Annotated in this window: 10 protein-coding genes and 1 pseudogene; 4 read left to right on the forward strand and 7 right to left on the reverse strand. The window is 64.5% G+C overall.

The annotated features are described in order from the left end of the window. Positions 1–35: 35 nt before the first annotated feature. From etfB to AC3IYG_RS20645, 7 genes and pseudogenes are all read right to left on the reverse strand, one after another. Positions 36–809: an electron transfer flavoprotein subunit beta gene (gene etfB / locus AC3IYG_RS20615; protein WP_489311338.1), complete on the reverse strand. Its 774-nt coding sequence runs from the start codon at positions 807–809 to the stop codon at positions 36–38. A gap of 47 nt (positions 810–856) precedes the next feature. Continuing rightward, the gene (gene etfA, locus AC3IYG_RS20620; protein ID WP_489311339.1) at positions 857–2,080 is read right to left on the reverse strand and encodes an electron transfer flavoprotein subunit alpha; all 1,224 of its coding nucleotides are present in this window, start codon (positions 2,078–2,080) and stop codon (positions 857–859) included. A 160-nt stretch (positions 2,081–2,240) separates the two neighbouring features. Next, positions 2,241–4,190 (reverse strand): dimethylglycine demethylation protein DgcB, encoded by a 1,950-nt coding sequence (gene dgcB, locus AC3IYG_RS20625; RefSeq protein ID WP_489311340.1) that lies wholly within the window; start codon positions 4,188–4,190, stop codon positions 2,241–2,243. Positions 4,191–4,346: 156 nt separating this feature from the next. Continuing rightward, complete coding sequence (gene dgcA / locus AC3IYG_RS20630) at positions 4,347–6,407, reverse strand: dimethylglycine demethylation protein DgcA (protein ID WP_489311341.1); 2,061 nt, start codon at positions 6,405–6,407, stop codon at positions 4,347–4,349. A gap of 99 nt (positions 6,408–6,506) precedes the next feature. Beyond that, a complete protein-coding gene (locus tag AC3IYG_RS20635) occupies positions 6,507–7,037 on the reverse strand; it encodes a DUF5943 domain-containing protein (RefSeq protein WP_489311342.1) in 531 nt (176 codons plus the stop codon). 155 nt (positions 7,038–7,192) lie between these two features. Then, positions 7,193–8,170 carry a dipeptidase gene (locus tag AC3IYG_RS20640; protein WP_489311343.1) on the reverse strand — a complete coding sequence of 326 codons (978 nt, stop codon included), beginning with the start codon at positions 8,168–8,170 and terminating at the stop codon, positions 7,193–7,195. Positions 8,171–8,324: 154 nt separating this feature from the next. Beyond that, positions 8,325–9,318 (reverse strand): annotated as a pseudogene (locus AC3IYG_RS20645) (GlxA family transcriptional regulator); the annotation flags it as partial. 322 nt (positions 9,319–9,640) lie between these two features. On the opposite strand from AC3IYG_RS20645, the gene AC3IYG_RS20650 reads away from it, so the two are divergent. From AC3IYG_RS20650 to AC3IYG_RS20665, 4 genes are all read left to right on the forward strand, one after another. After that, a complete protein-coding gene (locus AC3IYG_RS20650; RefSeq protein ID WP_489311344.1) occupies positions 9,641–10,582 on the forward strand; it encodes a choline ABC transporter substrate-binding protein in 942 nt (313 codons plus the stop codon). Between the two features lie 88 nt (positions 10,583–10,670). Continuing rightward, the gene (gene cdhC, locus AC3IYG_RS20655; protein ID WP_489311345.1) at positions 10,671–11,555 is read left to right on the forward strand and encodes a 3-dehydrocarnitine:acetyl-CoA trimethylamine transferase CdhC; all 885 of its coding nucleotides are present in this window, start codon (positions 10,671–10,673) and stop codon (positions 11,553–11,555) included. 90 nt (positions 11,556–11,645) lie between these two features. Continuing rightward, on the forward strand, positions 11,646–12,611 hold the full coding sequence (locus tag AC3IYG_RS20660) for an L-carnitine dehydrogenase (RefSeq protein WP_489311346.1): 966 nt from the start codon (positions 11,646–11,648) through the stop codon (positions 12,609–12,611). 106 nt (positions 12,612–12,717) lie between these two features. Next, complete coding sequence (locus tag AC3IYG_RS20665) at positions 12,718–13,197, forward strand: thioesterase family protein (protein WP_489311347.1); 480 nt, start codon at positions 12,718–12,720, stop codon at positions 13,195–13,197. Positions 13,198–13,208 lie beyond the last annotated feature (11 nt).

Below are 13,208 nucleotides of genomic sequence, written 5' to 3' on the forward strand. Positions count from 1 at the left end.
GCGTCCGTCACTTCAGAGCGGAGCGATCGGGCTGACTAGCGCAGCACGCCTTCTTCGAGCAGCAACTTGAAGATGGCTTCGGCGCCGTCTTGCGGGCTGAGGTCTTTCAACACCTGCCCACCGCCGCCGGCCGCCTTGGCCGTGGCGGCTTTCATCCGTTCGGCACCGGTTTTCGCCTTGATCACCTTGAGGCGTTTGGGCCGTGGTCGGGCCGGCTGAAACTGCGCGGCGGCGAGCAGGGCATCGTCGACCACTTCGACCTCTTCGGCCTGCAACACGCCACGCCGGGCTGGGCCGAAGGCGCTTTGCCGAGCGGTCGGCGCGGCGTTATCGACACTGGCGAGAAACGGCAGTCGCACCTTCAGCCGCCGCCGCTGACCGCGTGGCAAGGCTTGCAACACCTGGGCGACGCCGTGCTCGACCCGCTCCACTTCAGCCAGGCCCACCACCAGCGGCCAGCCGAGCTGTTCCGCCAGCAGGAAGGGCAGCATCCCCGAGCCTTCGCCGGTTTCCGCCTGGCTACCCGTGAGTACAAGCTGGGCGCCGGACTCGCGCAGGTAGCTGACCAGTACCGGCAAAGCATCGGCGCCGCGCGGCTGCTCGAGCACGCTGAGTTCGCTCAGGCCCATGCCCAAATAAGCGCGCAGGGCTTCTTCCCGGGTGTCGCCGGCATGCAGCACCTGCAAGTGCTCGCCTGCCAGGCGCAAGCCGAGCTCGACCGCGCGGGCATCCTGCTCGGCGCGGCGGGCGCGCCCGGAAGTCGGGTGCGCACCGACGGACACCAGGGCGACAATGTTCAGGTCAGTCATGACAGCACTCCGTCCTTCCCGCGCAGGCGGGAATCCAGTAAACCGCTTCACGCCGCATCGCGGTCACCTCCCGCACGGTGCTCGGCCACCCGCTGGATCAGCGCGGCGAGGATCGCGGCGGAATCGCCGATTACGGCCAGATCGGCACGTTTGATCATGTCGCAGCCGGGGTCCAGGTTGATCGCCACCACCTTGTCGCAGCCACCGATGCCTTGCAGGTGCTGGATCGCGCCGGAAATACCGACCGCCAGGTAGACCCGCGCGGTGACCCAGGTGCCGGTGGCGCCGACCTGACGATTGCGCGCCATGTGGCCATCGTCCACCGCCACCCGCGAGGCGCCCTCCGTCGCGCCGAGAGCCTCGGCGGCGCGGTGGAACTGCGCCCAGTCCTTGACGCCGTTGCCGCCGGAAAGGATGAATTCGGCCTCGGCCATCGGCGTTGCCGCCGGGTCGACCGCCACCGCGCCGAGGTCCTCGATGCGTGGCAGGCTGCGGGCGATGGGCTGTTCCAGGGTAACCGGCAGCGCCTCATGGCGCGTGTCGCTGACCGGCTCGGCACATTCGCCCGCCGCCAGGATCAAGCGCGCCAGCGGCCGCACCAGGTCTTCGCGACCGGCGCCGGCACGGCCGATGCATTGCTGCTCGGTAACCTGCCAGACCCGTGTCGCCGGGCGCTCGCCCAGCACCGCAGCCAGGCGCCGCCCCAGTTCGCCGCCCCCGCTGCGGCTGTCCGGCAGCAGCCAATGGCGTGGTTGGAACTGCCGCTCCACGGCGCCGAGCGCCTGGACCTGTTGCTCGGGCGAGTAGCCGGAATATTCCGCGCCCTCGAGCTGCAGCAGGCGGTCGACACCGGCGACATCGAAGCCGGTTTCCTTGTGCTCGCCGAACACCACCGCCAGCACCGCACCCTCGTCGCCGGCCAAGCTGCGGGCCAGACCCAGCAGGTCGCGGTCGTGGCTGGTCAGGCGGCCACCGACCAGGTCCGGCACGACCACGATGTGGAAGCGCGGTTGGGCGATGACATGCAGCGGCAGCTGTACCACGGCGGCCTGGGTCGTGCGCTTGTTGGCACCACCCTGCTGGGCACCGCTGCGGTCAATGCGTTTGATCCCGTTGGGGCCGATGAAACCGAGCGCATGGGGATTCTTGCGAATCAGCCCGTTGGGGCCCATCCAACTGGTTTCGCTGCGCTGCATGGCCGCATGCAGCGGATGCAGGCGGTTGCGCGCGATCCATTCGGCACGCGGGTCTCGGCGGATGATGTCGCTCATGCGGGCAACTCCAAGCATGCAGGATCAGTCCCCTCGCACCCACGGGGGAGAGGGCTAGGGAGAGTGGGTTGCAAACGGCTGAGAGGGTCGCCGCAAAGCACCCTCTCCCCCGCCCCCTCACCCATAAATGGGCGAGGGGAGTTAAAACCTGCGGCTTTCATCACTGCACCCCCGCTGCTTCGCGCTTGACCGGCGTAGCGGCCGCAGCGTCGATCAACACATCGGCCACCAGCTCGGCGATGTCCTTGATCTGCGGGCGCGGTTCGACCACCCCTTCGAGCATCGCCGTGCATTGCGGGCAACCGACGGCCACCAGTTCGGCACCGGTTTCCTTGATATCGACCATGCGCATATCGGGAATCCGCTGCTTGCCGGGGATGTCGGTGATCGGCGCACCGCCGCCACCGCCGCAGCAGCGCGAACGAAAGCCCGAACGCTGCATCTCTTTGACTTCGATGCCGATGGCATTGAGCACAGTGCGCGGCGCTTCATACTCGCCGTTGTAGCGGCCGAGGTAGCAGGGGTCGTGATAGGTCACGCTACCGCCCTTGTGCTGGCCGAGGTTGAGCTGTTTAGCGGCGATCAGTTCGGCGATGTAGGTGCTGTGGTGCAACACTTCATAGTTGCCACCGAGCGCCCCATATTCGTTTTTCAGCACATGGAAGCTGTGCGGATCGCAGCTGACGATGCGTTTGAAGCGGTACTTGGCCAGGGTTTCGATATTGCGTTTGGCCAATTGCTGGAAGGTTGCCTCGTCGCCCAACCGGCGTGCCACGTCGCCGCTGTCGCGCTCCTCCAGGCCGAGCACGGCGAAGTCGACGTTGGCCGCTTTGAGCACTTTGACAAAGGCGCGCAGGGTGCGCTGGTTGCGCATGTCGAAGGCGCCGTCGCCGACCCAGAACAGCACGTCGGTGGCTTTCTTCTCACTGAGCAGATCGAGGTTGAGGTCCGCCGCCCAGTTCATCCGCCCGCCAGGAGCGAAGCCGCCGGGGTTGTCGGTGGCGATCAGGTTGTCCAGCACCTCGGCGCCCTTGTTCGGCGTCGCGCCTTTTTCCAGGGTCAGGTGGCGGCGCATGTCGACGATGGCATCGACGTGCTCGATCATCATCGGGCACTCCTCGACGCAGGCGCGGCAGGTGGTGCACGACCAGAGGGTCTCGGCATCCACCAAGGCCTTGCCTTGCAATGAAACGATCGGCAAATGCGGGCCGCCGCTGTGCTCACCGAGCGGAATGCCCGGATAAGGGCTGCCGGCGAACTTGGCATCGGTGCCGCCGGCCAGGCCGACGACCATGTCCTGGATCAGTTTTTTCGGGTTCAGCGGCTGCCCGGCGGCGAACGCCGGGCAGGCGGCTTCGCACTTGCCGCATTGCACGCAGGCGTCGAAACCGAGCAGTTGGTTCCAAGTGAAGTCCGCGGGTTTTTCCACCCCCAACGGCGCCTTCGGATCGTTCAGATCGAGAGCTTTCAAGCCGGTCGAGCGACCGCCGCCGAAGCGCTCGGCGCGGCGGTGCCAGGCCAGGTGCAGGGCGCCGGCGAAGGCGTGCTTCATCGGCCCGCCCCAGGTCATGCCGAAGAACATTTCCGACACGCCCCAGGCCACGCCGACAGCGAGGATCACGGCGAGCATCCAGCCACCGAAATCCGCCGGAAGAATGCCGGCCACCGGCAAGGTGGCGATGAAGAAGCTGGCGGAAAACATCAGCAGGCTTTTCGGCAGGCGGTTCCATGGGCCTTTCGACAGGCGCGCCGGAGGATTTTTGCGCCGATTGGCGACAAACAGCGCACCGACGAACATCAGTACACAGGCCGCCAGCAGGGCGAAACCGAGGATGCGGTTATGCAGGCCGAAGCCATGCACCAGAATCGCCAGCAGCGCCGCCAGCACGAAGCCGCCGGCGGTGGCCACGTGGGTGTTGGCGATGTATTTGTCGCGGGCAACCACATGGTGCAGATCGACCATATAGCGACGCGGCATGGCCAGCAGGCCGCCGAGCAGGTCGACTTTCGAGGGTCTGCCCTGATTCCACAACAGCATGCGTTTCACCGCACCGAGAACGGCCAGCGCCAGGGCGGTGAACAGCAGGATAGGGAGAATGGTGTTCAACATCGTTGGTCTCCTTCGCGGGACCGGAAAGCTGCCACGTAGGGTGGGTTAGCCGAAGGCGTAACCCACCATCGATGCCGCCAGGCATCGCCTTGGTCGGCTCGGTGATCCGATTGGTGGGTTACGCCGCTACGCGGCTAACCCACCCTACGGGTGCCGTTAAAAGTCCTTACACAGCCGCAGCGCGTCATAAATCGCCGCATGGGTATTGCGCTGGGCCACACAGTCACCGATGCGGAACAGCAGGTAACCCTCGCCCGCCTCGCTCAGGCACGGCTGCGGCTGGATGGCGAACAGGGCCTCGACATCGATCTGGCCGTTGTTGCGCGAACCGGCCTTGAGCGCGTAGTAGATTTCTTCGTCCGGACGCACGCCGTTTTCCACCACCACCTGGTCGATCACCCGCTCTTCCTTGGCGCCGGTGTATTCGTTCTCGAGCACCGCGACCAGCTTGTCGCCCTCGCGATAGACCTTCTCCAGCATCATGTCGCCGGTCATGATCACTTCTTTCGGGTACATGCTGCGGTAGTAGGTCGGGAATGAGGTGCCGCCCATGGCCACGCCCGGCTTGATGTCGTCGGTGACGATCTCGACCTGCGAGCCTTTGTCGGCGAGGAAGTCCGCCACCGACATGCCGGTGAATTCGCAAATGGTGTCGTAGACCAGCACGTTCTTGCCCGGCGCGACCTTACCGTCGAGCACGTCCCAGCTGCTGACCACCAGACCTTCGGCGGAGCCCCAGTGTTCGTTCTGTTCCAGGTACGGGTGACCGCCGTTGGCCAGCACCACCACATCCGGGCGCAGGTCGAGGATGGTTGCCGCATCGGCGCCGGTGCCCAGGCGCAGGTCGATCTTCAGGCGCGCCAGCTCCAGCTGGTACCAGCGGGTGATCCCGGCGATCTGGTCACGCTGCGGCGCTTTCGAGGCCGTGGTGATCTGCCCGCCGAGGGCGTCCTTCTTCTCGAACAGGGTCACGTCGTGGCCGCGCTCGGCCGCCACACGCGCGGCTTCCATCCCGGCCGGGCCACCGCCGACCACCACCACCTTGCGTTTCACGCCGGTGGTTTTCTCGATGATGTGCGGCACGCCCATGTATTCACGGGAGGTCGCGGCGTTCTGGATGCACAGGACATCGAGCCCTTGGTACTGGCGGTCGATGCAGTAGTTGGCGCCGACGCACTGCTTGATCTGGTCGACCTGGCCCATCTTGATCTTGGCGATGAAGTGCGGGTCGGCGATGTGCGCGCGCGTCATGCCGACCATGTCCACGTAGCCACCTTCGAGAATCCGCGTGGCCTGGTTCGGGTCCTTGATGTTCTGCGCGTGCAACACTGGCACCGTAACCACTTCTTTGATCCCGGCCGCCAGGTGCAGGAACGGCTCCGGCGGGTAGCTCATGTTCGGGATGACGTTGGCCAGGGTGTTGTGGGTGTCGCAGCCGGAACCGACGACGCCGAGGAAGTCGATCATGCCGGTGTCGTTGTAGTACTTGGCGATCTGTTTCATGTCCTCATGGCTGAGGCCGTCCGGGTGGAACTCGTCGCCGCAGATACGCATGCCGACCACGAAATCGTCGCCCACTTCCTTACGCACCGCTTTCAGCACTTCCAGGCCAAAACGCATGCGCTTCTCGAAGCTGCCGCCCCACTCGTCGGTACGCTTGTTGACCCGTGGGCTCCAGAACTGGTCGATCATGTGCTGGTGCACAGCGGACAGCTCGACACCGTCCAGGCCACCGGCCTTGGCGCGGCGAGCCGCCTGGGCGAAATTACCGATCACCCGCCAGATTTCTTCCGGCTCGATGGTTTTGCAAGTGGCGCGGTGCACCGGTTCACGGATGCCGGACGGCGACATCAGGGTCGGCCAGTTGAAGCCATCCCAGCGCGAGCGGCGACCCATGTGGGTAATCTGGATCATGATCTTGGCGCCATGCTTGTGCATGGCGTCGGCCAGATTCTGGAAGTGCGGGATGATCCGGTCGGTGGACAGGTTCACCGAACTCCACCATTCCTGCGGGCTGTCGATGGCCACGACCGAGGAGCCGCCGCAAATGGCCAGACCGATACCGCCCTTGGCCTTCTCCTCGTAATACTTGATGTAGCGCTCGGTGGTCATGCCGCCGTCGGTGGCATACACCTCGGCGTGCGCGGTACTGAGCACACGGTTGCGGATGGTCAGTTTGCCGATCTGGATCGGCTGGAACATTGCTTCGAAAGCCATTACGGCACCCTCACGGAAAAGCGGTCTAGCGTTTCTCTGTGGAAGGCGCTTTAGCGGCGATGCTGTCGCGGCTAAAGCCCCTCCCACGTACGGTTGTTTTCAGAGCGGCTTCACCACGAACAGGCCGTCGTCGTGGCCTTCTTCGGAACCGCCGTAGACCTGCTCGGCGACGGTGCGGATCGCGCTGCCCTTGGCCGCCAGGATCTGGTCCATGGCGCCGGCGAACCAGCCGGTGAACATGTAGTCGACCTTGCGTCCGACCTTGCCGTAGACGTAAACGAACGCCGAGTGTTCGAGCTTGACGCTGGCGGTGCCTTTTTCCAGGTCGATGTCCTGGATCTTGAACAGACCCCAGCCGCGTTGCGACAGACGCTTCATGTAGTGCTCGAACACCGCCACGCCTTGCAGACCGTGGCATTCGGCTTCTTTCTCGCACCAGTGCCAGGCCGACTTGTAGCCCGCCTTGTAGAGGATCTCGGCATAGGCTTCGGCGCCCAGCACTTCCTCGATGCCGATATGGTTGTTGACGAAGAAATGCCGCGGCACGTAGAGCATCGGCAGCGCATCGCTGGTCCAGATACCGGTTTCGCTGTCGACTTCGATAGGCAGTTGCGGGGCGATTTTAGCCATGGTGAGAATCTCGGAATTCGGTTTGATATGTAGGGTGGGTTAGCCGCATAGCGGCGTAACCCACCATCGATGCCCCCAGGCATCGCCTTGGACGGCCCGGTCGACCGGTTGGTGGGTAACGCCTTCGGCTAACCCACCCTACGTTCGAGTTGTGCTTATTCGCCCCAGACGTCTTTAAGGACGCTTACCCAGTTCTCGCCCATGATCTTGCGCACCACGCGCTCGGGGTGGCCGCGCTTGAGCAGGGTTTCGGTGAGGTTGGGGAATTCGCCGACGGTGCGGATACCCAGCGGGTTGATAATCTTGCCGAAGTTGGTCAACCGGCGGGCGTAGCCCTTGTCGTGGGTCAGCCACTCGAAGAAGTCCTGGCCGTGGCCCTGGGTGAAGTCAGTGCCGATACCGATGGCGTCTTCACCGACGATGTTCATCACGTATTCGATGGCTTCGGCGTAATCGTCGATGGTCGAATCAATCCCCTTGGCGAGGAACGGCGCGAACATGGTCACGCCGACGAAGCCGCCATTGTCGGCAATGAACTTCAGCTCCTCATCGGATTTGTTGCGCGGGTGCTCTTTCAGCCCGGACGGCAGGCAGTGGGAGTAGCAGACCGGCTTGCTGGATTCGAGGATGACCTCTTCGGAAGTCTTCGCGCCGACGTGGGAGAGGTCGCACATGATGCCGACGCGGTTCATCTCGGCGACGATCTCGCGGCCGAAGCCGGACAGCCCGCCATCGCGCTCGTAGCAGCCGGTGCCGACCAGGTTCTGGGTGTTGTAGCACATCTGCACCACGCCGACGCCGAGCTGCTTGAACACCTCGACGTAACCGAGCTGGTCCTCGAAAGCATGGGCGTTCTGGAAGCCGAAGATGATCCCGGTCTTGCCCTGCTCCTTGGCCTTCTTGATGTCGGCGGTGGTACGCACCGGGATCACCAGGTCGGCGTTGTCGCGAATCAGCTTCTGGCTGGCGGCAATGTTGTTGACGGTGGCCTGGAAACCCTCCCACACCGACACGGTGCAGTTGGCGGCGGTCAGGCCGCCCTTGCGCATGTCCTCGAAGAGTTCGCGGTTCCATTTGGCAATGATCAGCCCGTCTATAACGATGCTGTCGGCGTGCAGTTCGGCTGGGCTCATCAGGCGGTCCCCTGTATTTGGCTGGAGCTGGGAGTTCGGTGCGCCGAATCTTCTAGCGGCGCTTTGGGGTCAGCATATCCCTGGGGGATGCGCCGCTATCGCGCAAAAACGACAGGGGAATTGTCGAAAGCGTCAAAGCGACGACCGTCGGCCTCCCCAGGCTAGTGCGCGGCGCCGATCTGCAGCCCGCCGGTCGGCCGGGAGCGTGCTGACAAGCCCTGACGGTCCTGGCTGGGGCAGAAGCCGAAACGCCCGCGATAGCTGCGCGAGAAGTACGACGGCGACTCGAAACCGCAGGCCAGGCCGACTTCCAGCACGCTCAACTCGGTTTGCCGCAGCAGTTGCCGGGCCTTGTCCAGGCGCAAATTGAGGTAGAAGTTCGACGGCGTGTCCTGCAGATGCAGGCGAAACAGCCGTTCCAGCTGGCGCCGGGTCACCTGTATGCCTTCGGCCAGCTCCAGGGTGCTGAGCGGCGGCTCGGTATGCCGCTCCATTTCGCCGATCACCTGCACCAACTTCTTGTTGCTGACACCGTAGCGCGTGGCGATCTGCAGGCGCTGGTGGTCCTGGCGTGGGCGGATGCGGCCGAGCACGAACTGCTCGGAAACCTGCACCGCCAGCTCGGCGCCGTGGGCCTGGCCGATCAGGTCGAGCATCAGGTCGATGGACGCGGTGCCGCCGGCCGAGGTGATCCGCGTGCGGTCGATCTCGAACAACTCCTGGGTCACGTCCAGGTTCGGGTAGGACTCCTGGAAGGCGCCAATCGCCTCCCAGTGCAGCGTCAGCCGATGGCCGCCGAGCAGGCCGGCTTCGGCCAGCACGAAACTGCCGGTGTCGATGCCGCCCAGGGTCACGCCCTCGCGGTCGAGGCGCTTGAGCCAATGCTCCAGCGCCGGGGTATAGGTCTGCAGTGGCTCGAAGCCGGCTACAACCAATAGCGTGGCGCCGCGCTTGAGCGGCTCCAGCGCGCCATCGACGTTGATCGACATGCCATTGCTGGCCAGCACCGGGCCGCCGTCCAGGCTCAGCACATGCCAGCGGTACAACTCGCCACGAAAGCGATTGGCCACCCGTAACGGCTCGACGGCCGAGACGAAGCCCATCACCGAAAAACCGGGCAGCAACAGGAACCAGAAGTCTTGGGACATGGCAGGCGTGCTCGAAATTTGGCCAGCGTATTCACGGCTTACGCGAGTCGCGGCGCTTTAGCAATCCATCAGGTCGCTACCGTGCAAGAGCTGGTCGCTCAGGTGCGTTTGCGGCGTTCGCCCACTGCGTAATTTTGGCTCCAGCTGGTGATGCAGTACTGCCGGCCACACCAATGACAATAAGTATTCCGCTTCCGGCGAAGCTGGATTCGACGCCCGCGCAGCAGTTGCAACCGCCCATCAGTTGCAAACCATGACGTAAGCGCCGACAACCGAAGACTGCTTCGCCCCGGAAAGGAATCAGCCGCATGAGGGAGCCCAGATGAAAAAAGTAGCTCGCCACGTCAGTTGCTGTTTGCTGATGCTCACCAGCAGTGCCCTGTACGCCGCCGAACCAGCCGAGTGCCAGAAGGTGCGCATGGGCGTGGTCAACTGGACCGACGTGATCGCCACCAGCGCCATGACCCAGGTGCTGCTCGACGGCCTGGGTTACCAGACCAAACAGACCAGCGCCTCGCAGCAGATCATCTTCGCCGGCATTCGCGACAAACGCCTGGATCTGTTCCTCGGCTACTGGAACCCGCTGATGACCCAGACCATCACCCCCTTCGTCGACGCCAAGCAGGTCAAGGTGCTCGACGCCCCGAGCCTGAAGGATGCGCGGGCCACCCTGGCGGTGCCGACGTACCTCGCGGACAAGGGCCTGAAAACCTTCGCCGACATCGCCACCTTCGAAAAGGAACTGGGCGGCAAGATCTACGGCATCGAGCCCGGCTCGGGCGCCAATACCCAGATCAAGGACATGATCGCCAAGAACCAGTTCGGCCTCGGCAAGTTCCAGTTGGTCGAATCCAGTGAAGCCGGGATGCTCTCGGCCGTCAGCCGCGCGGTCAAGCGCAACGAAGCCATTGTGTTCTTCGGCTGGGCGCCGCACCCGATGAACGTCAACCAGAAGATGACCTACCTCACCGGCAGCGACGACGCGCTGGGCCCGAACGAAGGCTCGGCCACCGTCTGGACCGTCACCGCGCCGGACTACGCCAGCCGTTGCCCGAACATCGGTCGCCTGCTGAGCAACCTGACGTTCAGTGCCGAGGACGAAAGCAAGATGATGCAGCCGTTGCTCGATCACAAAGATGCGTTCGAATCGGCCAAGCAATGGCTCAAGGATCATCCGCAAGACCAGAAGCGCTGGCTCGACGGTGTGACCACCTTCGACGGCAAGCCGGGCGCCGAACACCTGCAGCTCAGCGCCACGCCTTAATCCATCGGTGTACCACGCCCGCGCAGCCGACCCTGGCTGCGCACGGGACAACCACGCTTGTAAAAATCACGCTTGAAGGAAGTCCGACATGAACCATGACGTCATCATCACCTGCGCACTGACCGGTGCTGGCGACACCACCGGGAAAAGCCACCTGGTGCCGATCACCCCCAAACAGATTGCCGCCGCCGCCGTGGAAGCCGCCAAGGCCGGCGCCACCGTGGTCCACTGCCACGTGCGCGACCCCGAGACCGGCAAGTTCAGCCGCGACGTGGCCCTGTACCGCGAAGTGATGGAGCGCATCCGCGAGGCGGACGTCGACATCATCGTCAACCTCACCGCCGGCATGGGCGGCGACCTGGAAATCGGTGCCGGCGAGCGGCCGATGGAGTTCGGCCCGAATACCGACCTGATCGGTCCACTGGCCCGCCTGGCGCATGTCGAAGAACTGTTGCCGGAAATCTGCACCCTGGACTGCGGCACCCTGAATTTCGGCGATGGCGACAGCATTTACGTCTCCACCCCGGCGCAACTGCGGGTGGGCGCCAAACGCATCACCGAGCTGGGCGTGAAGGCCGAACTGGAAATCTTCGACACCGGCCACTTGTGGTTCGCCAAGCAGATGATCAAGGAAGGCCTGCTCGACGACCCACTGTTCCAGCTGTGCCTGGGCATCCCATGGGGCGCGCCGGCGGACACCACCACCATGAAAGCCATGGTCGACAACCTGCCCGTCGGCGCCACCTGGGCCGGCTTCGGCATCGGCCGCATGCAGATGCCGATGGCGGCCCAAGCCGTACTGCTCGGCGGCAACGTGCGGGTCGGCCTGGAAGACAACCTCTGGCTCGACAAAGGCGTGCTGGCCAGCAACGGCCAACTGGTCGAACGGGTCAGCGAGATTCTCACCCGCCTCGGCGCGCGCATCCTCAGCCCGGCCGAGGGCCGCGTGAAGATGGGCCTCAAGCACCGCTGACTAGCGCCCTCCTCCCGAACCGTTTTGCTCCCCTCCGGGAGAGGGGCCGGGGGAGAGGGAAACACCAAACTCTCGCGCAAAGGAGCCAACATGGCTTTTATCACCGAAATCAAAACCTTCGCCGCCCTCGGCAGTGGCGTTATCGGCAGCGGCTGGGTCGCCCGCGCCCTCGCCCATGGCCTTGATGTGGTCGCCTGGGATCCGGCGCCCGGCGCCGAAGCGGCACTGCGCCAGCGCGTCGCCAACGCCTGGCCGGCACTGAAGAAACAGGGCCTGGCCCTCGGCGCCGACCAGGAGCGTCTGCGCTTCGTCGCCACCATCGAGGAGTGCGTGAAGAACGCCGACTTCATCCAGGAAAGCGCCCCCGAACGACTCGAATTGAAACTCGACCTGCACGCCAAGATCAGTGCCGCCGCGCGGCCTAATGTGCTGATCGGCTCAAGCACCTCGGGCCTGCTGCCGAGCGAGTTCTACGCCGACGCCACGCACCCCGAGCGCTGCGTGGTCGGTCACCCGTTCAACCCGGTGTACCTGCTGCCGCTGGTGGAGGTGGTCGGCGGCGTGAAAACCGCGCCGGAAGCGGTGCAGGCGGCGATCCAGGTTTATGAGTCACTGGGGATGCGCCCCTTGCACGTGCGCAAGGAAGTTCCCGGTTTTATCGCCGACCGCCTGCTCGAAGCGCTCTGGCGCGAGGCGCTGCACCTGGTCAACGACGGGGTGGCGACCACCGGCGAGATCGACGATGCGATCCGCTTCGGCGCCGGCCTGCGCTGGTCGTTCATGGGCAGTTTCCTGACCTACACCCTGGCCGGCGGCGATGCCGGGATGCGCCATTTCATGGCCCAGTTCGGCCCGGCGCTTAAGCTACCCTGGACCTACCTGCCGGCACCCGAGCTGACCGACGCCCTGATCGACAGCGTGGTCGAAGGCACCAGCGCGCAACAGGGCGAACGCAGCATCGCCGAGCTGGAGCGCTATCGTGATGATTGCCTGCTGGCGGTACTCGATGCACTGAAAACCACCAAGGCCAAACACGGCTTCGCGTTTGCCGAGTGACCCTGGCGATGCACAGAACCCTTAGGAGTGGGCCATGCCCGCGATTGGGTTGATCGTGGGCATGCCCCGCGCCTACAGACCAGATAACACCAGAGGAGTCCCGCATATGCCAGCCAGCGCACCGCTTACCACCTATCAGACCCAGATCATCCACGACTGGGTCGACTATAACGGCCACCTGCGCGATGCCTTCTACCTGTTGATTTTCAGTTATGCCGGTGATGCCCTGATGGATCAGATCGGCCTCGACAGCGGCAATCGCGAGGCCAGTGGCAATTCCCTGTTCACCCTGGAATGCCACATCAACTACCTGCACGAAGTGAAAGAAGGGGCCACGGTGGAAGTCCGCACCCAACTGCTCGGCCACGACCGCAAACGCCTGCACCTGTATCACAGCCTGCACCTGCCAGGTACCGGGGAAGCCCTGGCGGTCAGCGAACAGATGCTGCTGCACGTCGACCTCGCCGGCCCGCGCTCGGCGCCGTTCAGTGCGCCGGTGCTGGCCAAGGTCGAAGCGCTGGCCAGCGCCCAGGCCGACCTGCCCCGGCCGAGCCACGCCGGGCGGGTGATCGCACTGCCATCCTGAATAACAGGACC

The organism is Pseudomonas sp. KH_027, assembly GCF_057838565.1.

Excerpts from the sequence above, each read along its gene's own strand:
- AC3IYG_RS20660 (WP_489311346.1), top strand. The coding sequence starts at position 11,646 with ATGGCTTTTATCACCGAAATCAAAACCTTCGCCGCCCTCGGCAGTGGC.
- etfB (WP_489311338.1), bottom strand. The coding sequence starts at position 809 with ATGACTGACCTGAACATTGTCGCCCTGGTGTCCGTCGGTGCGCACCCG.
- dgcA (WP_489311341.1), bottom strand. The coding sequence starts at position 6,407 with ATGGCTTTCGAAGCAATGTTCCAGCCGATCCAGATCGGCAAACTGACC.
- AC3IYG_RS20635 (WP_489311342.1), bottom strand. The coding sequence starts at position 7,037 with ATGGCTAAAATCGCCCCGCAACTGCCTATCGAAGTCGACAGCGAAACC.
- etfA (WP_489311339.1), bottom strand. The coding sequence starts at position 2,080 with ATGAGCGACATCATCCGCCGAGACCCGCGTGCCGAATGGATCGCGCGC.
- AC3IYG_RS20640 (WP_489311343.1), bottom strand. The coding sequence starts at position 8,170 with ATGAGCCCAGCCGAACTGCACGCCGACAGCATCGTTATAGACGGGCTG.
- dgcB (WP_489311340.1), bottom strand. The coding sequence starts at position 4,190 with ATGTTGAACACCATTCTCCCTATCCTGCTGTTCACCGCCCTGGCGCTG.
- AC3IYG_RS20650 (WP_489311344.1), top strand. The coding sequence starts at position 9,641 with ATGAAAAAAGTAGCTCGCCACGTCAGTTGCTGTTTGCTGATGCTCACC.
- cdhC (WP_489311345.1), top strand. The coding sequence starts at position 10,671 with ATGAACCATGACGTCATCATCACCTGCGCACTGACCGGTGCTGGCGAC.
- AC3IYG_RS20665 (WP_489311347.1), top strand. The coding sequence starts at position 12,718 with ATGCCAGCCAGCGCACCGCTTACCACCTATCAGACCCAGATCATCCAC.